Origin of the sequence: Streptomyces mutabilis (genome assembly GCF_046628145.1) — a bacterium.
Lineage (GTDB): Bacteria > Actinomycetota > Actinomycetes > Streptomycetales > Streptomycetaceae > Streptomyces > Streptomyces mutabilis.
The window spans coordinates 5,779,369-5,801,570 of the sequence record NZ_CP176874.1; the positions used below are offsets into that span (position 1 = coordinate 5,779,369).

Consider the following 22,202-nt stretch of genomic DNA (forward strand, 5'->3'; position numbering starts at 1 on the left):
CTGCCGTGGCGTCGGCGTGGTGGTGGCGGGGGAGGGGCAGGTGGCGTGACGCCCCGGCCGGTGGCCGGCGCGGCGGGTGGCCGCAGCCGGTCGCCGAGCGGAACCGCCGGGCCCCGCCGGGCGTCGATCGCCCAGGCGGGCCAGCGGGCCAGCGGGCCAGCGGGCCAGCGGCGCCGTCCGGCGACCGACGCCCGGCCGGACGGCAGCGCACGGACGAACGTGCGGCACGACCGGACCACGACGGACAGGGACCGCCGAAGCCGGTCGAGGCGGCCGTCGCGACGACGGCGAGGCCCATGCTCCTCCCGGACGCGGGCAGGGGAGGGGCGGCGCGTGAGCGGTGGCGGACAATGGGCGCATGGCGGGATCGGGTGAGCGGGCGCGGCACTGGCGGTACGCGGAGCTGCCCGGCGTAGACCTGTTGCGGGCCCAGTACATACGGAAGACCTTCGTCCGCCACACGCACGAGCACTTCGTCATCGCCGCCATCGCCGACGGAGTGGAGGTCTTCCACCACGGCGGAAGCGACCAGTACGCCGGGGCGGGATCACTCGCCCTGGTCAATCCGGACACCCCGCACACGGGACGGGCCGGCGTACCGGAGGGCTGGCGTTACGGGGCCGTCTACCCGGCGCCCGAGCTCGTGGCCGGCATCGCGGCGGAGACGACCACGCTGCGCGGGACGCCCGGATTCGTCCGGCCGGTCCTCGACGACCCGTACACCGTCGAGCTGGTGCACCGCGTGCTGCGGGCGGCCGACGAGGGAAACGCGCTCGCCGCCGACACCCTGCTGCGCGTGGCCGTGACCCGGCTGCTGCGGCTGAACGGCGGCGCGCTGCCGCGCCGGGAGGTGCGGACGGCCGGTGCGCGGATCGCGGCACGCGCGCGTGCCGTCCTGGAGGAGCGGATGGCCGACCCGCCGAGTCTGGAACGGCTCGCCGCCGAGCTCGGCAGCAGTCCGTTCGCGTTGCTGCGCGCCTTCCGGGACGCCTACGGGATGCCGCCCCACACCTGGCTGACGGACGCCCGGGTGCGTCGGGCACGTCGGCTGCTGGATGCCGGGACGACACCGTCCGAGGCCGCCGTCGCCGTGGGCTTCACCGACCAGCCGCACCTGAACCGGCACTTCGCGCGGATCGTGGGCGTGCCGCCCGGCGCCTACCAGCGGGAGCGCAAGAACGTACAAGACGCGCGGCGGCGGCTTCTCCTACCGTCCGAGGCGTGACAGAACAGACAGCACTCCCGGACACGAGTGTGGAAGGCAAGCCGGACGCCGCCGTCGTACGGGACGCCCTAGGGGTCGGAATCGCCGTCGGACTCTCCGGGTTCGCGTTCGGGGTCACCTCGGCGGGCAGCGGACTGACCCTGGCGCAGACCTGCGCGCTCAGCCTCCTGGTGTTCACCGGCGCGTCCCAGTTCGCGCTCGTGGGGGCACTCGCGGCCGGCGGCAATCCGCTCACCGCCGCGGCGGGGGCCTTCTTCCTGGGCGTGCGCAACGCCTTCTACGGGCTGCGGCTGTCGCAGTTGCTGGCCCTCCCCCGCGCGGTGCGGCCGTTCGCCGCGCAGTGGGTGATCGACGAGACGACGGCCGTGGCCCTCGCCCAGCCCACGCGGCGCAGCGTCCGGATCGGGTTCACCGTCACCGGACTCACCCTGTACCTGCTGTGGAACCTCACCACCCTGCTCGGCGCGCTGGGTGCGGAGGCCATCGGGGACACGGACGCCTGGGGGCTGGACGCCGCCGGACCCGCGGTCTTCCTGGCGCTGCTCGCGCCGATGCTGAGGACCACCACCGAGCGGGCGACCGCCGCCCTGGCCGTACTCCTGGGACTCGGCCTGCTGCCCGTGCTCCCCGCCGGCGTGCCCGTGCTGGTGGCCGCGCTGGCGGCCCCGGCGGTCCTGTGGGCGAGGGGGCGCCGCGGAAGCGGGGCCGAACAGAACTCCGCGCGGGAGGGGGACCGTTGAGCGTCTGGATCGCGATCGGCGTGACGGCGGTGGGATGCTACGCCGTCAAGCTCCTCGGACTGCTGGTGCCCGCGGGCGCCCTGGAGCGGCCCCTGGTCCGGCGCCTCGCCGCACTGCTGCCCGTGGCACTCCTCGCCGCGCTCACCGCGCAGCAGACCTTCGCCGACGGACAGGCGCTCGTGCTGGACGCGCGGGCCGCGGGTGTCGCGGCTGCCGCCGTGGCGCTGGTCCTGCGCGCGCCGTTTCTGCTCGTCGTCGCGGCGGCCGTGGTGGTGACGGCGGCTGTACGGGCCGTGGGCGGCTGAGGACGGGGTCAGTCGATCGGGCGGCCGTAGGCCCGGAGCGTGCGCAGCGCCTCGACCGTCACCCCGGAACGGGCCTCCAGGGCGGGCGCGGGTGCCCACTGGCGCCAGCGGACGGGCCAACCGCCGTCCTCCCTCTGCTCGGACACGAGGAAGTCGAGGGAGCGGGCCATCTCGTCGTCCGTGAACCACGCGCGCGCGAGGGAACGCGGGTGGCCCGCGTAGTCGTGGGGGAAGTGGTGTTCGCCCGGGGCATAGCCGGGGGAGACCGGGTACGCGTCGAGGTCGTCCGGGTCCAGTACCGCGAGGCGCTGCCGGCGCACGAGGCGGCCCAGCCGGTCGGCCGCCGCCTCCGCGCGCGGGCGGTCGGGTGCGCTGTCCAGGAAGGCCACGGCGGCCTCGATCTCGTAGGGGTGCGAGGTCTCCAGCGACTCGGCCGCCTGCCAGCAGAAGTCCGTCGCCCTGAACAGCCAGGCGTGCCAGACGTCGTTGCGGTGCAGCAGACCGACCACCGGCCCCGTGGCGAGGAGCTCGCCGGGCGGGTCGTCCACGACCGGCACGAAGGGGGCCGCCGGATATCCGCGCTGACCGGGATGGACCGCGGGCAGGGCGCCGTCCCGCGTGGACACGGAGGTCAGGTAGCGGCAGATCCGTTCCACACGCTGTCCGCCGCAGCGGCCGACGGAGTCCAGGACGCGCAGGGCACGCGCGGTGTGCAGCGGCTGGCTGACCGGGCCGCGCAGATCGGGTTCCAGCGCGTGACCGTACCCGCCGTCCTCGTTGCGGTAGGCGTCCAGTGCGGTCTCCACCGGACCGGCGTCCCCGTCGCGGAAGTGGTGGGCGAACAGGCGTTGCTCCAGCACCCGCGCGGTGAGCCAGACGAAGTGCTCCGCGCGCGCGAGCGGAGAGCGCCCCGTGGGAGGCGGGGGCGTCGTGGGGAGTGCGGAAGCTCCATTTTCGGCCATGGTCAGACCGTAGGACGGAAAGGGGTCCCCCGGTACGTGGTCCCGGCACGGGCCCACCCTCAGGGGCGGGATACTGGAGTCATGCGGTTGACGGTCTTCTGGGAGCGGATGGCGGATCACTTCGGTCCGGGCTACGCCGACACCTTCGCGCGCGATCACGTGATGTCGGAGCTGGGCGGGCGCACGGTGCACGAGGCGCTGGACGCCGGCTGGGACGCCAAGGACGTGTGGCGGGTGGTCTGCAAGGTCATGAACGTGCCGCAGGAGCAGCGCTGACCGGGCACGAAGATCACCGATCGGGAGTCCGCCGTCCGCGGAGTGGGCGAGACTTGGTCCGTGGCACCCACTGACGAGACCGGGCAGGCGACCCGGCACGCATCCACGACCGGCACGACGCCGCCCGCCCCGCCCCCGCCCAGGGACGCCGCCGGGCCGGGCGCGCGCATGCCGCGCTGGCTGCCGCGCGCCATGGTGCTCGCCCTCGCGCTCATCGCCGTCTTCCAGCTGGGCAGCTGGGCCTTCCACCAGCTCACCGGCCTGCTGATCAACATCCTCATCGCGTTCTTCCTGGCCCTCGCCATCGAACCCGCGGTGAGCTGGATGGCCGCGCGCGGCGTGCGCCGCGGTCTGGCCACCTTCGTCGTGTTCCTCGTCGTACTGATCGCGGCCGCCGGATTCGTCACGCTGCTCGGCTCCATGCTCGCGGGACAGATCGTCAAGATGGTCGAGGACTTCCCGGAGTACCTCGACTCCGTCATCAACTGGGTCAACGGCCACTTCCACACCGAGCTGAGAAGAGTCGACATCCAGGAGGGCCTGCTCCGCTCCGACTGGCTGCGCAACTACGTGCAGAACAGCGCGACCGGCGTCCTCGACGTGTCGGCCCAGGTCCTGGGCGGCCTCTTCCAGTTGCTGACGATCCTGCTGTTCTCCTTCTACTTCGCCGCCGACGGTCCCCGGCTGCGGCGTGCGCTCTGCTCCGTCCTGCCGCCCGCCCGGCAGGCCGAGGTGCTGCGCGCGTGGGAGATCGCCGTGGACAAGACCGGCGGTTACCTGTACTCGCGCGGTCTGATGGCTCTCGTCTCCGGCATAGCGCACTACATCCTGCTGGAGTTCCTGGAGGTTCCCTACGCCCCCGCGCTCGCCGTGTGGGTGGGCCTGGTGTCGCAGTTCATCCCGACCATCGGCACCTACCTCGCGGGTGCCCTGCCCATGCTGATCGCCTTCACGGTCAACCCGTGGTACGCGCTGTGGGTGCTGGTCTTCGTGGTGATCTACCAGCAGTTCGAGAACTACGTGCTGCAGCCCAAGCTGACGTCCAAGACCGTGGACATCCACCCCGCGGTCGCCTTCGGATCGGTCGTCGCGGGCACCGCCCTGCTCGGTGCCGTCGGCGCGCTGATCGCCATTCCGGCGATCGCGACACTGCAGGCGTTCCTGGGGGCCTACGTCAAGCGTTACGACGTGACGGACGATCCACGCGTCCACGGACGCCGGAGCCGCCGACCGGCGGGGTCCAGGGAGCCCACGCGGCTGCGCAAGCTGTGGGCCAAGCGGCCGGAGCCCGAGGGGCCCAGCGGTGCCGGGACGGGTCGGGAAGGCCGCTCCTAGGCCCGACGGCGCGGGGCGGCAGGCCACGGCCCGCACCTGGGCCGTCGCGGGGCCCGGGCCCCGGCCACGGTGCGGCAGGGATCAGCCCTGCGGCTCCTGGGGCTTGGCGTCGACCTCGCGCAGGCCGTGGTCCGTGTGATCGGTGCGGGTCTCCGTGCGGTGGCCGCGGGCGATGTAGTCCCGCACCACTGCCTCGACCGCGTCCTGGGGAGAGCCGATGCCGGCCAGGACCATCACCTCCACCACCAGTTCGGCGTCAAGACTGATGCTGACCTTGGCCACGGTGTCCCCCTCTTCGCGTCGCGTCCGCACTCTAGCCACCCGGCCGCCGGCCCGGCAGACGTACGCTCGGGAGTGCTGCGTGGTGCGCTTGACACAAAAATCGAACATCCATTCTTATGGAGGCTCCGGCGAGGCTCGTGACGGGCGATTCGACTGGGTTTGGACGGAGAAGTGCCCGAGTTATCCACAGGCCGGACCCGCATCGGGGCGCATTGTCAGTGGCAGGCATTAGCGTCTTTGACGTGAAGCGATCGAATCAAGCAAACCGGGTGGAACCCATGGCAGGAACCGACCGCGAGAAGGCCCTGGACGCCGCGCTCGCACAGATTGAACGGCAATTCGGCAAGGGCGCGGTCATGCGCATGGGCGAGCGGTCGAAGGAGCCCATCGAGGTCATCTCGACCGGGTCGACCGCGCTCGACGTGGCCCTCGGGGTCGGCGGCATCCCGCGCGGCCGGGTCGTGGAGATCTACGGCCCCGAGTCCTCGGGCAAGACGACCCTGACCCTGCACGCCGTGGCGAACGCGCAGAAGGCCGGCGGCCAGGTCGCGTTCGTGGACGCGGAGCACGCCCTCGACCCCGAGTACGCGCAGAAGCTCGGCGTCGACATCGACAACCTGATCCTGTCCCAGCCGGACAACGGCGAGCAGGCCCTGGAGATCGTGGACATGCTGGTCCGCTCCGGCGCCCTCGACCTCATCGTCATCGACTCCGTCGCCGCGCTCGTGCCGCGTGCGGAGATCGAGGGCGAGATGGGCGACAGCCACGTCGGTCTCCAGGCCCGGCTGATGAGCCAGGCCCTCCGGAAGATCACCAGCGCGCTCAACCAGTCCAAGACCACCGCGATCTTCATCAACCAGCTCCGCGAGAAGATCGGCGTCATGTTCGGCTCCCCGGAGACGACGACCGGTGGCCGGGCGCTGAAGTTCTACGCCTCTGTGCGCATCGACATCCGCCGCATCGAGACGCTGAAGGACGGCACGGAGGCGGTCGGCAACCGCACCCGCTGCAAGGTCGTCAAGAACAAGGTCGCGCCGCCCTTCAAGCAGGCCGAGTTCGACATCCTCTACGGCCAGGGCATCAGCCGCGAGGGCGGCCTGATCGACATGGGCGTGGAGCACGGCTTCGTCCGCAAGGCCGGCGCCTGGTACACGTACGAGGGCGACCAGCTCGGCCAGGGCAAGGAGAACGCGCGCAACTTCCTGAAGGACAACCCCGACCTCGCCAACGAGATCGAGAAGAAGATCAAGGAAAAGCTGGGCGTCGGGGTCCGTCCCGCGGAGCCGGCGGCCACCGAGCCGGGACCGGACGCCGCCGCGGCCGACCCCGCACCGGCGGTGCCCGCCCCCGCGACGGCCAAGGCCGCCAAGTCCAAGGCCGCGGCAGCCAAGAGCTGACCCGTGACACGACGAACCGACTGGGCCGAGTACGCGGACGGCTCCGCCGGGACGAGCGACGGCGCGTACGGGGCGGCCGCGGCCCCGTACGAGACGGCTCCGTACGAGAGGGATTCGTACGAGACGGCTCCGTTCGCCGGCGCTGCCCGTGACGAAGGTGAGGCGTGCCACGGTGACGGCGGGGCGCGCCGCACAGGCGGACGGGGGCGCGGAGTGAGTGGTGGGGGACGCGGACGGCGGCGCGGGCGCGCGGAGCCGTCCGTCGAGGACGGAGGTGCCACTTCCTCGTCGAGGGCCGAGAAGGGGGAGCCTCCGCGGGACCCGGTCGAGCAGGCACGGGCGGTCTGCCTGCGCCTGCTCACCGGGACCCCGCGCACCCGAGCGCAACTCGCCGACGCGCTGCGCAAACGCGAGATCCCCGACGAGGCCGCCGAGGAGGTGCTGTCCAGGTTCGAGGAGGTCGGGCTGATCAACGACAGCGCGTTCGCGGACGCCTGGGTGGAGTCCCGGCATCACGGCCGCGGGCTGGCCCGGCGCGCCCTCGCCAGAGAGCTGCGGACCAAGGGCGTCGACGCCACGCTCATCGACGCGGCGGTCTCCCGGCTGGACTCCGAGCAGGAGGAGGAGACCGCTCGCGAGCTGGTCGCCCGCAAGCTGCGCGCCACCCGGGGCCTCGACCGCGACAAGAGACTGCGCCGCCTCGCGGGCATGCTGGCCCGCAAGGGCTATCCCGAGGGCATGGCCCTGCGGGTGGTCCGCCAGGCGCTGGAGGAGGAGGGCGAGGACACGGACTTCCTCGGTGACGAGGGGCCCTGACCGGGCAGCGGGCCCCTGACCCGGCATTACGTCGGCTGGGTCGCGGCGCCGGTAGGCGGGCACCCCCGGCACCACCGAGAGCACGGCGCCACCGGGAGCACCGGCGCCACCGGCACCACGCCCCGGGTCCTCGCCGACCTGGACACGCTTTCGTGCCGACGAGCAGTGGGCCCTCGCCGCCCGCGAGATCCTCGACGAGGCGGCCTCGTCACCGGGCGCGGACCACCCCACCGCCCTACTGTCCCGCCATCGACGTCGGAACCCGACCGCCCCCACCTCCGGCGCGTCCGGCCGGAGACGCTACGGACCGGTCACCGGAAGCCCCGCCGTCCGCCACGCCTGGAACCCCCCGATCACATCGGTGGCCCGGCGCAGCCCGAGCCGGTGCAGGGACTCCGCGGCCAGACTGGAGGCGTACCCCTCGTCGCAGAGCACGACGACGCGCAGTTCGTGGTCCGTGGCCTCGGGGAGACGGTGGCTGCCCTGCGGATCCAGGCGCCACTCCAGCTCGTTCCGCTCGACGACCAGGGCGCCGGGAACCACACCGTCCCGTTCGCGCAGGGCGGCGTACCTGATGTCGACCAGCAGCGCCGTGCCGGCCGCGGCGGCGGCGTGGGCCTCGTGCGGCCCGATCCGCCGGTAGCCGCTGCGCACCCGCTCCAGCAGCGCGTCGATTCCGGTCGGCTCGCTCACTGCCAGTCCTCCGGGCGCTCGACCTGCTCCAGGCGCAGTGTGTGCCCGCTGCGGCTGTACCGGCGGATGCGGGGCAGGGGCGGGTAGTAGGCGTGCACGGAGATCGCGTGCAGCTCGGTCGACTCGTTGAGCACTTCGTGCACGTGGTGCCTGCCGAAGGCCCGTCCCTGGCCGGCCGGCAACCGGCGTTCCCGGTCCACGTCGTCGGTGAGTTCCAGCGTCTTCCAGCCCTCGGTGGGCAGGCGGGCGGCGAGGGCGTTCTCCTTGAGTTCGCCCGCGGCGGTCACGAAGGCGCCGACGGACTCGGCGTGGTCGTGCCAGCCGGTGCCCGTACCGGGCGGCCAGCCGATCAGCCAGGCCTCGCTGCCGCCGGGTCCGGCCAGCCGCGCCCAGGTACGGCCCTGGGGGTCCAGCGGCAACGATGCGATCAGGTCGGCGTCGGCGGCCGTACGCCGTACGAAGTCGAGCAGCTCGGCCTCGGTCGGAGCGGCCTCGGCCGCGGATGCGGACGCACCAGTGGGAGCCGGTGCGGGGGCGGGGCTCGGTGCGGGGGAGGAGGCGGGGGAAGAGACAGACACGGGTAACCGTCCTGGGAGTTCGCGTGGAGCGCGCGACTGCGCGTAGAGCGGCGCGCGGGAAGCAAAGTGAGGCGAATTCAGCAGGACGGGCGACACACGCAGCCCGCGTAGCGGACGAGGTCCATATGGACCCTCCGCCACAGGCGCACACAGGTGTCGGTCACGGTCCGGAGTAGACCACGACGGTGTGGGCCGGTCAACTCACCTTCACCACGTGGACGGCGACGGTCCGGGTCCGCGCCGGTCGTCCCACACCGCCGCCACGCGCGGCCGCGCACGCCCGGCCGCCACGCGCTGCCGCCCCACGGTCCATCGGCGAGTGGCCGCCACGCGCTGCCGCCTCACGGCCCATCGGCGAGTGGCCGCCGCACGCTGCCGCCCCACGGCCGGTCAGCGAGAGCCGGCCGCCGCTCCCGCCTCCGCCTCTTCCTCCGTGGCGGTCGCCGCGGCCGTGGCCCCGCCCAGCGCCGCCTCCGCCGCCGCGTACAGGTCGGCCGGACGGACGCCGCCCAGCGCCGTGACCAGGTGGCCGTCGGGCCGCACCAGCAGCACGGTGTGGGCGGCGGCACCCGGGTAGGCCTCGGCGACCAGCAGCTCGGCGTGGTGGGGGAGCGCCGTCACCGCGGCCGCCAGCCGGGGCATGATCCCGGCGGTCACCCAGTGCTTCCGGTCCCACACACCGGTACCCGGCGCGATGAGCACCACCAGCAACGCCCCGCGCCCGAGCCGGTCACGCAGTCGTACGAACGTGCCGTCCTCGGCCGTGACCCGTACGTCGGTGACGGGCGCCCCCGGCGGCGTGCCGACGGCCACCTCCCCGGCGAGGGGCCCGGGCGTGAGCGGCGAACCGGTGTACGCTCCCGGCGCGCCCAGGGCCCCGCGCCCCAGGTGACCGTCGGCAAGCAGCGTGTCGTTGCCCCGGGAAGAGCCGGGTACGTAGGAACGCAGTCCTCCGCCGCCGCGCAGCAGCGGAAGTACCTGGTCGGCGGCGCGCAGCCGTGCGGCGATCGCCGCACGCCGCTCCTCCTGGTAACTGTCGAGCAGCGCCTCGCGCGGTCCGTGGTGCCAGGCCAGGGCCAGCTTCCAGGCGAGGTTGTCGGCGTCCCGCAGCCCCTCCTCCAGGCCCTGGGTGCCCAGCGCGCCCAGGAGATGCGCCGCGTCTCCGGCGAGGAATACACGGCCCACCCGCCAGCGGCGGGCCAGCCGGTGGTGGACGGTGTGGACCCCGGTGTCGAGAAGTTCGTACGCGGGAGTCACCCCCTCGGCCCAGCCGGTGAGCGTCTCCCGGACGCGGTTCACCAGCAGCTCCGGTGTGACCAGGTCCTTCCCGGGCGGCAGCAGCCAGTCCAGGCGCCACACGCCGTCCGGCAGGGGGCGGGCCACGATCTCGCCCGCCGACGGGCCGGACGTCCGCCACGGCGGCATCCGGTGGAGCAGTGCCTCGTCGGTCCACGGGAGTTCCGTGCGCAGGGTGGCGACGGCGTATCGTTCCACCGCCGTACGGCCGGGGAAGCGGACGTCCTGGAGCTTGCGGACGGTCGAACGCGGGCCGTCGCAGCCGACCAGGTAACTGCCGCGCCACCAGGTGCCGCTGGGCCCGCGGGTGTGGGCGGTAACGCCCGAGCTCTCCTGCTCGATGCCGTCCAGACGGCTGTCCACCGCGACCTTGACGAGTGATTCGCGGGCCAGTGCCGTGCGCAGCGCGCCGGTCAGTTCGTGCTGGGCGATGTGCAGGGGCGCCGGGTCGGTGTCGCCGAACTCGACCTCGCGAATCACCTGCTTGCGCCGCATCGACCGCCATCCGGCCCAACGGGAGCCCAGGCCGGTCAGCGGTGTGCCGGTCAGCCGTTCCAGGAGGGCGACGGTGTCCTCGCGCAGGACCACGGTGCGCGCGGGTCGCGGTTCGTCCTTGCCCGGCCCTTCGTCGAGGACGACACAGGGCACCTCCTGCCGCGCCAGCGCCAGGGCGAGCGTGAGCCCGACGGGCCCCGCTCCGGTGATGATCACCGGGTCCACGGCGCGGCGCCCCCTGCCCGTGACGGTGTCCCGGGGGACGTAGGTGAACAGGACGTTGGAGCAGGGTGCACGGTCACAGAACGTATGCAACCCACTGGCGCTGCTTGCGTCAAGCGACGGAGGCAGTGGCGATCATGCCGCTGCCTCCGTCGGTGTTGTGCGAGGTGACCGTGTGTCAGGGGCCACCGGCGCCGGTCGCGTTCGAGCCGGCGACACCCGCGTCGTCGGCCTTCAGCACCGCGCCGGTCGACTTCTTGGCCCGCCGCAGCCTCCGCTCCAGCCAGCTCGCGAAGCTGGTGAGGGCGAAGTTGAGCGCGATGAAGATGACGGCCACCACCGTGAAGCTGGCGATGGTGTTGGCGCCGTAGTAGGCGCTCATCGTGTTCGCGGAGGCGAGCAATTCGGGGAAGGTGAGGACCGCGCCGCCCAGCGCGGTGTCCTTCACGATCACCACGAGCTGGCTGACGATGGCCGGCAGCATTGTGGTGACCGCCTGCGGCAGCAGGATCAGCCGCATGACCTGGCCCTTGCGCAGACCGATTGCCATAGCGCCCTCGGCCTGCCCCTTGGGCAGCGCGAGGATGCCCGCCCGGACGATCTCCGCCAGGACGGAGGCGTTGTAGAGCACCAGGCCGGTGACCACGGCGTAAAGCGGACGATCGTCCGAGCTGACGCTGGTGTACTCGGAGAACAGGGCGAGACCGAAGATCATCAGGACCAGCACGGGGATGGACCGGAAGAACTCGACCACGATCGCGGCAGGAATACGGACCCACGCGTGGTCCGAAAGCCTGGCGATACCGAGCACCGCGCCGAGCGGCAGCGCGATGATCACCGAGAGGACGGCCGCCTTCAGGGTGTTCTGGAGACCCGGCCAGATGTACGTCGACCAGGGCTCACTGCTGGTGAAGAACATCTTCCACTTGGCCCAGTCCAACTGGCCCTTGTCGGAGAGCGTGCCGACGACCCACCACAGCAGGGCGGCGAAGGCGACGAGGAAGAGGGCCGTGAAGAGGACATTGCGCCGCTTGGCGCGTGGGCCCTGAGCGTCGTAGAGAACGGAGCTCATCGCTTTACCGCCACCTTCTTGCCCACCCAGCCGAGAATCAGGCCGGTCGGCAGAGTCAGGACCACGAACACGAGGGCGATGACCGCAGAGATCAGCAGCAACTGAGCCTCGTTCTCGATCATCTCCTTCATCAGCAGCGCCGTCTCGGCCACGCCGATGGCGGCGGCCACCGTGGTGTTCTTGATGAGTGCGATGAGCACGTTCGCCAGGGGAACGACGGAGGAACGGAACGCCTGGGGGAGCACCACATAGCGCAGTACCTGACCGAAGCTGAGCCCGATCGCCCTGGCGGCCTCCGCTTGGCCGACCGGCACCGTGTTGATGCCCGAGCGCAGCGCCTCACAGACGAAGGCCGAGGTGTAGAGGACCAGGCCGAGGACGGCGAGCCGGAAGTTGATCGTCTCGAAGTCTCCTTCGGCGCCGAGCGTGATGCTCAGGGTCTGAAACAGACCCAGCGACGCGAACAGGATGATCACCGTGAGCGGAATGTTCCGCACGATGTTCACGTACGCGGTCCCGAAGCCGCGCATCAACGGCACCGGGCCGACCCGCATGGCGGCCAGTATGGTGCCCCAGATCAAGGAGCCGACTGCCGAGAGCACAGCGAGCTGTACTGTCGTCCAGATGGCTCCCGCCAGGTCGTAATCCTGAAGAAAGTCGAACACGATCTCCCGCGCTTCCGCGTGTAGGGATGCCCGCCCCGGTGCGCCGCCCCTTCCGGAGGACGGCGCACCCTGTCAGGCCCGGCCTCAGCTCTTGACGTCGCCGATCTTCGGCGCCGGCTCGTTCTTGTAGTTGGCCGGGCCGAAGTTGTCCTTGACGGCCGTGTCCCAGGCGCCCTCAGAGACCATGGCCTCCAGCGCGTCGTTGATCTTGGCCTTGAGGTCGCTGCCCTTCTTGACGCCGATGCCGTAGTTCTCGTTGGTCATCTTGAAGCCGCCGAGCTTGAACTTGCCCTTGAACTGATCCTGCGAGGCGTAGCCGGCGAGGATCGAGTCGTCCGTGGTCAGTGCGTCGATGGCGCCGTTCTGCAGACCGGTGAGGCAGGCGGAGTACGTCGGGTAGTTCTGCAGCTGCGCCTTCGGGGCCAGCTTCTCCTTGACGTTCTGCGCCGAGGTCGAGCCGGTGACCGAGCAGAGCTTCGCGTCGTTCAGGTCCTCCGGCGACTTGATCTTGTCGTCGTCGGCACGGATCAGCACGTCCTGGTGGGCCAGCAGATACGGGCCGGCGAAGTCGACCTTCTCCTGGCGCTGCGGCGTGATCGAGTACGTCGCGGCGATGAAGTCGACGTCACCGCGCTGCAGCATGGTCTCGCGGTCGGCGCTCTTCGACTCCTTCCACTCGATCTGGTCCTCGGTGTAGCCGAGCTTCTTGGCGACGTACGTGGCGACGTCCACGTCGAAGCCCTCGTAGCCGTCCGGGGTCTTCTGGCCGAGACCCGGCTGGTCGAACTTGATGCCGATGGTGATCTTCTTGCCGCCGCCGGAGGAGCCGCTGTCGTCCCCGTCGTCGGAGCCGCACGCGGTGGCGGTGAGGGCGAGGGCGAGCACGGTGGCCGAGGCGGCGGAGACCTTGCGGAGCTTCATGGTGAACATCCTTTGGCTGTGATCGAACGGCGATCGGACGATCAGAGGATCAGGCGATCAGAGGATCGGGCGATCGGATGCGGCCGACAGGAGTGGGCCGCCAGGGCGGTCGACGCGGGGCGCCGGAGCCGCACCGGGTCAGTGATGCAGGATCTTCGACAGGAAGTCCTTGGCACGGTCACTGCGCGGGTTGCTGAAGAACTGGTCCGGCGTGGCCTCTTCGACGATCCGGCCGTCCGCCATGAACACCACGCGGTTGGCCGCCGACCGGGCGAAGCCCATCTCGTGGGTGACCACGATCATGGTCATGCCGTCCTCGGCGAGCTGCTTCATGACCTCCAGGACCTCGTTGATCATCTCGGGGTCGAGAGCCGACGTCGGCTCGTCGAAGAGCATGACCTTCGGGTCCATGGCCAGCGCCCGCGCGATGGCGACGCGCTGCTGCTGACCACCGGAGAGCTGCGCGGGGTACTTGTCCGCCTGGGCGCCCACGCCGACCCGGTCGAGCAGGGCGCGCGCCTTCTCCTCGGCCTTCTTGGCGTCGACCTTGCGGACCTTGATCTGGCCCAGGGTGACGTTCTCGAGCACGGTCTTGTGCGCGAAGAGGTTGAAGGACTGGAAGACCATGCCGACGTCGGCCCGCAGCCTGGCGAGCTCCTTGCCCTCCGCGGGCAGCGGCTTGCCGTCGATCGCGATCGATCCCGAGTCGATGGTCTCCAGGCGGTTGATGGTGCGGCACAGGGTGGACTTGCCGGACCCGGAGGGCCCGATGACCACGACGACCTCGCCGCGGGTGATCGTCAGGTCGATGTCCTGGAGCACGTGCAACGCGCCGAAGTGCTTGTTGACACTCTTCAGGACGACCAGTTCGCCGGTCGAGGCCTTGTCTTCCTTGGCCACCGATACTTCGGTCATCGCTCTCGGGCTCCGTCCTCCTCGGTTTCGGAGGACAGTAGTAACGCCGAACGACCTGCGTCTCTACATCTGAGGGGAATCTGAGCATCACGATCCGATAGCAATCGGACACGAGTCGTAGCACTTGTGAGCAGGGCGCATATCGGCCGGATAACTTCGAGCGGCCGCAACCGGAACCCTCTTGACGCCGTCCCCATTCATCGGCGTCACTGCACGAGGCGCACGCGCGCGTGCGTGCCTATGCGCCCGTCCTGTTTCTACCCGCCTCGGGCGTACGGCCGATGAACCGAAGGGAGCCCGGATGAGACTGCTGCTCGTCGAGGACGACAACCACGTGGCCGCCGCCCTGTCCGCGATCCTGGCACGGCACGGCTTCGACGTCACCCACGCGCGCAGCGGTGAGGAGGCACTCCAGGCGCTCGTCCCCGACGGCGACTGCTTCGGCGTCGTCCTGCTCGACCTCGGCCTGCCCGACCAGGACGGCTACGAGGTCTGCGGAAAGATCCGCAAGCTCACCGGCACCCCGGTCATCATGGTCACCGCCCGCTCCGACGTCCGCTCCCGCATCCACGGCCTGAACCTCGGCGCCGACGACTACGTGGTCAAGCCGTACGACACCGGAGAGCTGCTCGCCCGCATCCACGCCGTCAGCCGGCGCACCGCCCACGAGGACGCCACGGGGAGCACCGAGACCGTGGTGCGCCTGGGCGCGGTGCGCATCGACCTGCCGACGCGTCAGGTCAGCGTGGACGGGGCGGCCGTCCAGCTCACCCGCAAGGAGTTCGACCTGCTCGCCCTGCTCGCGCAGCGCCCCGGGGTGGTCTTCCGCCGGGAGCAGATCATCAGTGAGGTGTGGCGCACCAGCTGGGAGGGCACCGGGCGGACCCTGGAAGTCCACGTCGCCTCGCTGCGCGCCAAGCTGCGCATGCCGGCGCTCATCGAGACCGTCCGCGGCGTCGGCTACCGCCTCGTCGCCCCCGGCGCGTAGCGGGGCCGGGTGAGCACACGCCTGCTCCCGCTGCTCATCGTCCTGATGGCGGCCGTACTGCTCGCGCTCGGCGTGCCCCTGGGCGTGAGCGTCGCCCGCGCGGAGCAGCAGAAGGTCGTCATCGACCGCATGGACGACACGGCACGCTTCGCCGCGCTCGCCCAGTTCGTCACCGAGGAGGTGCCGGGCGGATCACGCCGCACCAGTACGGACGAGCGCCTGGAGACCCTGCAGACCGAGCTCACCAGCTACTACGAGGTCTACGGCATCAAGGCGGGCGTCTTCTACCGGACCCACATCCCGATGGCCAACGCTCCGACGACCTGGTTCCTGCCGCAGAGCGGAGAGGTGCGCGACGCCTTCGACGAGGCGCTGCTCAGCCGCCGCAGTCACGATCCCGAGCAGGTGTGGCCGTGGGAGGACGGCACGCTGGTCGTCGCCTCGCCCGTCATCCGGGACGGGGACGTCGTCGCGGTGGTGGTCACCGAGTCACCCACCGACTCGATGGCGGCGCGCGTCCTGCGCGGCTGGCTGATCATCGGTGCCGGGGAGACCGCCGCCATGCTGCTCGCCGTCGGAGCCGCGCTCCGGCTGACCGGCTGGGTGCTCAGGCCGGTGCGCGTGCTGGACGCCACCACGCACGACATCGCCACGGGACGGCTCAAGTCCCGGGTGGCGCCGGCCGGGGGACCGCCGGAGCTCAGACGGCTCGCCCGGTCGTTCAACGAGATGGCGGACCACGTGGAGGAGGTGCTGGAGCAGCAGCGCGCCTTCGTGGCCGACGCCTCGCACCAGCTGCGCAACCCCCTCGCGGCGCTGCTGCTGCGGATCGAACTGCTCGCCCTGGAGCTGCCCGAGGACAACGAGGAGATCGCCTCGGTCCGGACCGAGGGGAAGCGCCTGGCCCGTGTTCTGGACGACCTGCTCGACCTGGCGCTGGCCGAGCACACCCAGGCCGACCTCGAGGTCACCGACATCGGCGCGCTGGCCGCCGAGCGGGTGGCGGCCTGGGCGCCGACGGCCGACGCCAAGGGCGTACGGCTGGTGGGGGACTGTCCGCCGACCACGGGATGGGCCGACGCGGTGGCGCTCTCCAGCGCCCTGGACGCGGTCATCGACAACGCGGTGAAGTTCACGCCGGCCGACGGGACCGTGCGGGTCGCGGTCGCTTCCACCGGGGACACGGCCACCGTCGTCGTCACCGACGACGGCCCGGGGCTGACCGACGAGGAACTCGCGCGCGTGGGCGACCGTTTTTGGCGCAGCGGCCGGCACCAGAACATCAAGGGTTCCGGTCTCGGCCTGTCCATCTGCCGGGCGCTGCTCGCGGCGGGCGACGGCTCGATCACCTTCGCGCACCACGAGCCGCACGGCCTGGAGGTGACGGTCATGGTGCCGCGCTCGGGCACGCGCGGGGAAGCGGGAGCGCCCTACGGTTTGACCGACCGGTAGTAGCGCCTGGCCCCCTCGTGCAGCTCCAGCGGGTCGGTGTAGATCGCCGTACGCAGGTCCACGAGCTGCGCGGAGTGGACGTGCGCCCCGATGCCGTCACGGCTGTCGAGGACCGTCCTGGTCAGCCACTCGGTGAGCCGCGGGTCCAGGTCCGCGCGGGTCACCAGCAGGTTCGACACCGCCATGGTCGGCACCACGGCACCGTTCTGCACGGTCGGGTAGGCCGACTCCGGCATGTTGGTGGTGCGGTAGTAGCGGGTCGCGCCGCCGGACTCGTGAAGCTCGGTGACGAGGTCCTCGTCGATCGGCACGAACCGGAAGGCGGAGGTCTCCGCGATCTCCCTGAGCCCGTCCGTCGGCACGCCACCCGACCAGAAGAACGCGTCCAGCTCCTCGCCGAGCCGCCCGGGGCCGGTGTCGATGCCGTCCGCGCGAGGCGTGATGTCCTTCTCCGGATCGATGCCCACGGCCTCCAGCAGCCGGGTCGCGATGAGCCGCACGCCCGAGTTCGGCAGCCCTATGGCGACCCGCTTGCCGCGCAGGTCGGCGACGGAGTGGATGTCCGAGTCGCTCGGCACCACGAGCTGCACGTAGTCGTCGTAGAGGCGGGTGACCCCGCGCAGTGCCTCGGCTCCGGGCCGGCCGGCGAGCTTGTACGTCTCCACCGCGTCGGCCGCGGCGATCGTGAAGTCGGCCTCCCCGGACGCCACCCGCTCGACGTTCTCCTGGGAGCCCGCGCTGGTCATCAGCCGCACCTTCAGGTCCGGCATGTCCTTGCGCAGCTCGGTCCGCAGCAGTTCGCCGTACTTCTGGTAGACCCCCGCGCGGGTGCCCGTGCTGAACGTGATCGTCCCGCCCGGCGGCTCCTCGCCCAGCGGCAGCAGCCACCACAGCAGCAGCCCGAGGGCGACGGCACCGGCGACCGCCCCCTGGACGGCCCGGCGCCCGCCGATGCGGGAGAGCAGCGAGGACATGTGCGCGATCCTGCCAGCCCGCACACCGGCTGACCAGGGCCGAGCTCACACGGCGGTGGTGCCGAGGCGTCCGGGGCCGACTGTCGGTGGTGATCGTTACAGTCGGTGGCATGAGCTCTTCGCCCGCCGATCTGGTCCGCGCCTTCCACCTCGCCTTCGGGCTGGACGCCCGCAGCGTTCCGACCGAGGTCTCGCCCGAGCTGGCCGCGCACAGAGGTGAGCTGCTCGCCGAGGAGGCCGCCGAGGTCGCCGAGGTGTCGGTGACGGGCCCGCTGGACCGGCTTGCGCACGAACTGGCCGACGTGGTCTACGTGGCCTACGGCACGGCCCTCGTCCACGGCATCGACCTGGACGCGGTGATCGCCGAGATCCACCGTTCCAACATGACCAAGGTGGGCCCCGATGGCCACATCAGCCGCAGAGCCGACGGCAAGGTCCTCAAGGGCGACCACTACGAGGCACCCGACGTGTCGGGCGTCCTGCGCAGGCAGGGGTGGGCGCCACGGACGCCGGGGGCCGGGGAGACGCCGGAGGGCTGAAGCGGCCGTCGTACACGGCGCGTCCACGGCATCTACGTACCGAGGCCGGGACGTCGTAGACGGCGCGTCCCCGGCACCTTCCGCCCGAGGCCGGGTCGTCGTACACGGCACGACCCCGGCACTACGTACCGGGGTCGCGTCGAGCCGGGTCCGGCCGCCGCCGGGCACCGAGGGGTCTGCGGCTCGTGCGTCAGTCGCCCACCGACGCCTCCGCCTCCTTCGCGCGCGGCGTCCCGCCGGGCAGGCCGCCGGGATCACCGGGACGGTCGGGGTTGTCGCGTCGGCGGAACAGGCGCATCGCCAGCGGTTCGGTGAACCGTGCGGTGAGCGGGCCGAGGATGACCAGGATGAGCACGTACGCGGTGGCCAGCGGACCCAGGGAGGGTTCGATGCCGGCCGAGACCGCGAGGCCCGCGATGACGATCGAGAACTCGCCGCGCGCCACCAGCGCCCCGCCCGTACGCCAGCGGCCCTTCACGGAGATTCCCGCGCGCCGTGCCGCCCAGTAGCCGGTGGCGATCTTGGTCACGGCGGTGAGCAGTGCCAGCACCAGGGCGGGCAGCAGGACCGGCGGGATGCTCGCCGGGTCGGTGTGCAGCCCGAAGAAGACGAAGAAGACCGCGGCGAACAGGTCCCGCAGCGGGCTCAGCAGCGTGTGGGCCCCCTCCGCCACCTCCCCGGACAGCGCGATGCCGACCAGGAACGCGCCCACCGCGGCCGACACCTGGAGCTGCTGGGCGACGCCCGCGACCAGGATCGTCAGTCCCAGCACCACGAGGAGCAGCTTCTCCGGGTCGTCGCTCGAGACGAACCGGGAGATCAGACGGCCGTACCGCACCGCCACGAACAGCACCAGACCGGCCGCGGCCAGTGCGACCGCCAGCGTGATGCTTCCGGTCATCAGGCCGGCCCCGGCCACCAGAGCCGTGACGATCGGCAGGTACACCGCCATCGCCAGGTCCTCCAGGACCAGCACGCTAAGGATCACCGGCGTCTCACGGTTGCCGACCCGGCCCAGATCGCCGAGCACCTTGGCGATGACACCGGACGACGAGATCCAGGTGACGCCGGCCAGGACGACGGCGGCCACCGGGCCCCAGCCCAGCAGCAGCGCGGCCACCGCACCCGGCACCGCGTTGAAGGCGCAGTCCACGAGACCGGCCGGGTAGTGCGACTTGAGGTTGGTGACCAGGTCGCCGGCCGTGTACTCGAGGCCGAGCATCAGCAGCAGGAGGATGACGCCGATCTCGGCGCCGATGGCCACGAACTCCTCGCTCGCACCCAGCGGCAGCAGCCCGCCCTCACCGAACGCCAGGCCGGCCAGCAGGTACAGCGGGATGGGGGAGAGGCGGTACCGGCCGGCGAACCGGCCCAGCAGCCCGAGCCCCAGAATGATGGAACCGAACTCGATCAGCAGAACCGCGGAGTGCACCGGCTCACTCCTGCCCGAGTATCGCCGCGGCGGCGTCGACGCCCTCGCGGGTGCCGATGACGATCAATGTGTCACCACCCACCAGCCGGAAGTCCGGCGCCGGCGACGGAATCGCCTCGGCCCGGCGCAGCACGGCGACGATGGAGGCACCGGTCTCGGTGCGCATGCAGGTCTCGCCCAGCAGCCGGCCGTTCCAGCGGGACGTCGCGGCCACCTCGATCCGCTCGGCGACCAGCCCGAGGTCCGTGGTGTAGAGCAGGTTCGCGCTGTGGTGGGAGGGCTTGAGCGCGTCGATCAGCGCGCCCGCCTCCGCCGCGGCCAACCGCAGCGAGTGGGCGCAGGAATCGGGGTCGTCGGCCCGGTACACGTTCACCGTGCGGGCGCCGTCGCGGTGTGCCACCACCGACAGGTGGCGGTGTTCGCGGGTCACCAGGTCGTACTGGACCCCGATACCCGGCAGCGGCGTCGCCCTCAGGCGTGGAGCTGACACGAGCTTTCCCCTCATTCGCTTGCTTTTCCTTGCCGCACTTCACGCACGTGGGTGACGTGCTCACGGCCCCGCCATGCTGTCATCCGCGCGTACGGTGGCGATATGGGTGTCGTGACGGATATACGCAGCCGCACTCGGTCGGAGAGGCTGGTCGAGGCGGTGTCGTGCGCGAAGGCCGGGAGGAGCGGGAAGAGGACCGTGTCGCTTTTCTGGCGGATCTTTTCGCTCAACGCCGCCGGTCTGGTCGTCGCCACCGCACTTCTGCTCGGCCCGGTCACCGTCTCGACCCCCGTCCTGCGGCACGAGGCGTTGATCCTGCTCGCCGGTCTCGTGGTGCTGCTGGCCGGAAACGCGGTCGTCCTGCGGATAGGACTCACCCCGCTGCAACGGCTGGGCCGCGCCATGACCACCGCCGACCTGCTGGTGCCCGGCGCCCGTCCGACGGTCGCCGGACCGGCCGAGGCGGCGGAGCTGATCGCGACGTACAACACGATGCTCGACCGGCTCCAGGCCGAACGGGCCGCGGGCGCCGGCCGAGCGTTGCACGCCCAGGAACGCGAACGCCACCGCATCGCCCGCGAGCTGCACGACGAGGTCGGCCAGACCCTCACCGCCGTACTCCTCCAGCTGAAACGCGTCGCCGACCGGGTGCCCGGAGAGCTGCGCGAAGAGGTGTCCCTGGCGCAGGAGGCGACCCGGTCCGGCCTGGACGAGATCCGCCGCATCGCCCGCCGCCTGCGCCCCGGTGTCCTGGAGGAGCTGGGCCTCGCCAGCGCCCTGCGTTCGCTCGCCGCCGAGTTCACGCACCACGGACTGACCGTCCACCACCACGTCCCCGGTGAGCTGCCCCCGCTCGCCCCGGAGGCGGAACTCGTGATCTACCGGGTCGCCCAGGAGGGCCTGACCAACACCGCCCGCCACGCCGCCGCCGACCGCGCGGAACTCAGCCTCCGCCCGTTTCCCGGCGGCGTCGAACTGCTCGTCCGCGACAACGGCACCGGTCTCGGGGCGGCACCCGAGGGAGCGGGTATCCGGGGGATGCGTGAGCGGGCCCTGTTGATCGGAGCCGGGATCCACCTGGAACCCGCCCCCGGAGGGGGCACCGACGTCCGCCTGCGCGTCCCGGCCCCGGGCGGCGGGGGAACCGGAGACCTGCCTGGACACCGGTCCGGAGACAGCATCGAGGACCGGTCGGGTGACCCGGCCGACAACCCGGTCGGGAACGGCCCCTCTGACCAGCAGACGGACCCCCGACCAGCCCGACCGGCAGCCCGGCAGGAGAGCCGGTCGGCGAACCAGCGGACGAGCCCGTCGGCGAACCGGCCCACGGACCGGCCGGCAGGCCCGCGAACGGACCGACCAGCAGCCCGACATACAGACCGCCCCGGAGACCGCCCTTGACGTACGCACGGCCCCCGATCCGCGTCCTGCTCGCCGACGACCACACGCTCGTACGCCGGGGAGTCCGGCTCATCCTGGACGGCGAACCGGACCTCACGGTCGTCGCCGAGGCCGGGGACGGGGCGGAGGCGGTCGCGGCCGCGCGCACCACCGACGTCGACCTCGCGGTCCTGGACGTCGCCATGCCCCGCATGACCGGCCTGCAGGCGGCGCGCGAGCTCTCCCGCCGCCTGCCCGAGCTGCGCATCCTCATCCTGACCATGTACGACAACGAGCAGTACTTCTTCGAGGCGCTCAAGGCCGGAGCCTGCGGTTACGTGCTCAAGTCCGTCGCCGACCGCGATCTGGTGGAGGCCTGCCGGGCGGCCGTACGCGACGAGCCGTTCATCTACCCGGGCGCCGAGAGGGCCCTGGTCCGCTCCTACCTGGACCGCCTGCACGGCGGTGGCGGCCTGCCCGACCGGCCCATCACCGAGCGCGAGGAGGAGATCCTCAAGCTGGTCGCCGAGGGGCACACGTCCAAGGAGATCGGCGAGCTGCTGTTCATCAGCGCCAAGACCGTGGAGCGCCACCGCGCGAACCTCCTCCAGAAGCTGGGCGTGCGCGATCGCCTGGAACTCACCCGGTACGCGATCCGGGCCGGCCTCATCGAGCCCTGACGGCTCCGGTCGGTTCCGGCCTGCGCCGACCGGCTCGGGCAGCCTCCGACCGGTCCAGATCCGGGTTGTCCA

24 protein-coding genes and 1 pseudogene are annotated in these 22,202 nt (G+C 71.7%); 12 read left to right on the forward strand and 13 right to left on the reverse strand.

Annotated elements, in window-relative coordinates:
• Window positions 1-358: 358 nt before the first annotated feature.
• The 3 genes from ACLIN4_RS26135 to ACLIN4_RS26145 are packed head-to-tail and all read left to right on the forward strand — an operon-like array spanning window position 359 to window position 2,270.
• On the forward strand, window positions 359-1,225 hold the full coding sequence (locus tag ACLIN4_RS26135; protein WP_107476660.1) for an AraC family transcriptional regulator: 867 nt from the start codon (window positions 359-361) through the stop codon (window positions 1,223-1,225).
• Window positions 1,222-1,965: an AzlC family ABC transporter permease gene (locus ACLIN4_RS26140; protein WP_107476659.1), complete on the forward strand. Its 744-nt coding sequence runs from the start codon at window positions 1,222-1,224 to the stop codon at window positions 1,963-1,965. The genes ACLIN4_RS26135 and ACLIN4_RS26140 overlap by 4 nt, the downstream gene beginning before the upstream one ends.
• A complete protein-coding gene (locus tag ACLIN4_RS26145; protein WP_043379165.1) occupies window positions 1,962-2,270 on the forward strand; it encodes an AzlD domain-containing protein in 309 nt (102 codons plus the stop codon). The genes ACLIN4_RS26140 and ACLIN4_RS26145 overlap by 4 nt, the downstream gene beginning before the upstream one ends.
• A gap of 8 nt (window positions 2,271-2,278) precedes the next feature.
• Here ACLIN4_RS26145 and ACLIN4_RS26150 read toward each other — a convergent pair whose 3' ends face one another.
• Entirely contained in the window at window positions 2,279-3,232 is a 954-nt protein-coding gene (locus tag ACLIN4_RS26150; RefSeq protein ID WP_290012414.1) for a hypothetical protein, read from the reverse strand.
• Between the two features lie 81 nt (window positions 3,233-3,313).
• Here ACLIN4_RS26150 and ACLIN4_RS26155 point away from each other — a divergent pair, with 81 nt between their 5' ends.
• Complete coding sequence (locus ACLIN4_RS26155) at window positions 3,314-3,508, forward strand: DUF3046 domain-containing protein (RefSeq protein ID WP_100045177.1); 195 nt, start codon at window positions 3,314-3,316, stop codon at window positions 3,506-3,508.
• A gap of 60 nt (window positions 3,509-3,568) precedes the next feature.
• Complete coding sequence (locus tag ACLIN4_RS26160) at window positions 3,569-4,843, forward strand: AI-2E family transporter (protein WP_289908801.1); 1,275 nt, start codon at window positions 3,569-3,571, stop codon at window positions 4,841-4,843.
• Between the two features lie 81 nt (window positions 4,844-4,924).
• Here the strand turns inward: ACLIN4_RS26160 and ACLIN4_RS26165 are convergent, their stop codons facing one another.
• Window positions 4,925-5,125 carry a DUF2191 domain-containing protein gene (locus tag ACLIN4_RS26165; protein WP_100045175.1) on the reverse strand — a complete coding sequence of 67 codons (201 nt, stop codon included), beginning with the start codon at window positions 5,123-5,125 and terminating at the stop codon, window positions 4,925-4,927.
• Between the two features lie 278 nt (window positions 5,126-5,403).
• Here ACLIN4_RS26165 and recA point away from each other — a divergent pair, with 278 nt between their 5' ends.
• Both recA and recX read left to right on the forward strand, forming a co-directional pair.
• A complete protein-coding gene (recA, locus tag ACLIN4_RS26170; protein WP_107476657.1) occupies window positions 5,404-6,522 on the forward strand; it encodes a recombinase RecA in 1,119 nt (372 codons plus the stop codon).
• 3 nt (window positions 6,523-6,525) lie between these two features.
• Window positions 6,526-7,338: a recombination regulator RecX gene (gene recX / locus ACLIN4_RS26175; RefSeq protein WP_382023275.1), complete on the forward strand. Its 813-nt coding sequence runs from the start codon at window positions 6,526-6,528 to the stop codon at window positions 7,336-7,338.
• A gap of 300 nt (window positions 7,339-7,638) precedes the next feature.
• On the opposite strand, the gene ACLIN4_RS26180 is transcribed toward recX, so the two are convergent.
• From ACLIN4_RS26180 to ACLIN4_RS26215, 8 genes are all read right to left on the reverse strand, one after another.
• Window positions 7,639-8,031 (reverse strand): rhodanese-like domain-containing protein, encoded by a 393-nt coding sequence (locus tag ACLIN4_RS26180; RefSeq protein ID WP_107476655.1) that lies wholly within the window; start codon window positions 8,029-8,031, stop codon window positions 7,639-7,641.
• Complete coding sequence (locus tag ACLIN4_RS26185) at window positions 8,028-8,609, reverse strand: cysteine dioxygenase (protein ID WP_290012411.1); 582 nt, start codon at window positions 8,607-8,609, stop codon at window positions 8,028-8,030. Before ACLIN4_RS26185 ends, ACLIN4_RS26180 begins: the two co-directional genes overlap by 4 nt.
• A gap of 77 nt (window positions 8,610-8,686) precedes the next feature.
• Window positions 8,687-8,887: a putative leader peptide gene (locus ACLIN4_RS26190; RefSeq protein ID WP_354671084.1), complete on the reverse strand. Its 201-nt coding sequence runs from the start codon at window positions 8,885-8,887 to the stop codon at window positions 8,687-8,689.
• 112 nt (window positions 8,888-8,999) lie between these two features.
• Complete coding sequence (locus ACLIN4_RS26195; protein WP_411576785.1) at window positions 9,000-10,625, reverse strand: FAD-dependent monooxygenase; 1,626 nt, start codon at window positions 10,623-10,625, stop codon at window positions 9,000-9,002.
• Between the two features lie 175 nt (window positions 10,626-10,800).
• A complete protein-coding gene (locus tag ACLIN4_RS26200) occupies window positions 10,801-11,694 on the reverse strand; it encodes an amino acid ABC transporter permease (RefSeq protein WP_107476653.1) in 894 nt (297 codons plus the stop codon).
• Window positions 11,691-12,359, reverse strand: a complete 669-nt coding sequence (locus ACLIN4_RS26205) for an amino acid ABC transporter permease (protein WP_289908802.1) — start codon at window positions 12,357-12,359, stop codon at window positions 11,691-11,693. The genes ACLIN4_RS26200 and ACLIN4_RS26205 overlap by 4 nt, the downstream gene beginning before the upstream one ends.
• Before the next feature lie 84 nt (window positions 12,360-12,443).
• Window positions 12,444-13,280, reverse strand: a complete 837-nt coding sequence (locus ACLIN4_RS26210) for a glutamate ABC transporter substrate-binding protein (RefSeq protein WP_107476651.1) — start codon at window positions 13,278-13,280, stop codon at window positions 12,444-12,446.
• 138 nt (window positions 13,281-13,418) lie between these two features.
• A complete protein-coding gene (locus ACLIN4_RS26215) occupies window positions 13,419-14,195 on the reverse strand; it encodes an amino acid ABC transporter ATP-binding protein (RefSeq protein ID WP_100045167.1) in 777 nt (258 codons plus the stop codon).
• Window positions 14,196-14,496: 301 nt separating this feature from the next.
• On the opposite strand from ACLIN4_RS26215, the gene ACLIN4_RS26220 reads away from it, so the two are divergent.
• Together ACLIN4_RS26220 and ACLIN4_RS26225 are read left to right on the forward strand one after the other, a co-directional pair.
• Window positions 14,497-15,183: a response regulator transcription factor gene (locus ACLIN4_RS26220; protein WP_107476650.1), complete on the forward strand. Its 687-nt coding sequence runs from the start codon at window positions 14,497-14,499 to the stop codon at window positions 15,181-15,183.
• Between the two features lie 9 nt (window positions 15,184-15,192).
• On the forward strand, window positions 15,193-16,635 hold the full coding sequence (locus ACLIN4_RS26225) for a sensor histidine kinase (protein WP_307652011.1): 1,443 nt from the start codon (window positions 15,193-15,195) through the stop codon (window positions 16,633-16,635).
• Here the strand turns inward: ACLIN4_RS26225 and ACLIN4_RS26230 are convergent.
• Window positions 16,614-17,609 (reverse strand): TAXI family TRAP transporter solute-binding subunit, encoded by a 996-nt coding sequence (locus ACLIN4_RS26230; protein WP_307652010.1) that lies wholly within the window; start codon window positions 17,607-17,609, stop codon window positions 16,614-16,616. The two genes, ACLIN4_RS26225 and ACLIN4_RS26230, sit on opposite strands and share 22 nt — an antisense overlap.
• Before the next feature lie 110 nt (window positions 17,610-17,719).
• On the opposite strand from ACLIN4_RS26230, the gene ACLIN4_RS26235 reads away from it, so the two are divergent.
• A complete protein-coding gene (locus ACLIN4_RS26235) occupies window positions 17,720-18,148 on the forward strand; it encodes a MazG nucleotide pyrophosphohydrolase domain-containing protein (protein WP_100045164.1) in 429 nt (142 codons plus the stop codon).
• Between the two features lie 190 nt (window positions 18,149-18,338).
• Here the strand turns inward: ACLIN4_RS26235 and ACLIN4_RS26240 are convergent, their stop codons facing one another.
• Together ACLIN4_RS26240 and ACLIN4_RS26245 are read right to left on the reverse strand one after the other, a co-directional pair.
• Window positions 18,339-19,580 carry a cation:proton antiporter gene (locus ACLIN4_RS26240; RefSeq protein WP_100045163.1) on the reverse strand — a complete coding sequence of 414 codons (1,242 nt, stop codon included), beginning with the start codon at window positions 19,578-19,580 and terminating at the stop codon, window positions 18,339-18,341.
• Window positions 19,581-19,584: 4 nt separating this feature from the next.
• Entirely contained in the window at window positions 19,585-20,070 is a 486-nt protein-coding gene (locus ACLIN4_RS26245) for a cation:proton antiporter regulatory subunit (protein ID WP_100045195.1), read from the reverse strand.
• A 102-nt stretch (window positions 20,071-20,172) separates the two neighbouring features.
• Between ACLIN4_RS26245 and ACLIN4_RS26250 the strand changes: the two are divergent.
• Window positions 20,173-21,249: pseudogene (locus tag ACLIN4_RS26250) on the forward strand (HAMP domain-containing sensor histidine kinase); the annotation flags it as partial.
• A 218-nt stretch (window positions 21,250-21,467) separates the two neighbouring features.
• Window positions 21,468-22,130, forward strand: a complete 663-nt coding sequence (locus ACLIN4_RS26255; RefSeq protein WP_100045161.1) for a response regulator — start codon at window positions 21,468-21,470, stop codon at window positions 22,128-22,130.
• Window positions 22,131-22,202 lie beyond the last annotated feature (72 nt).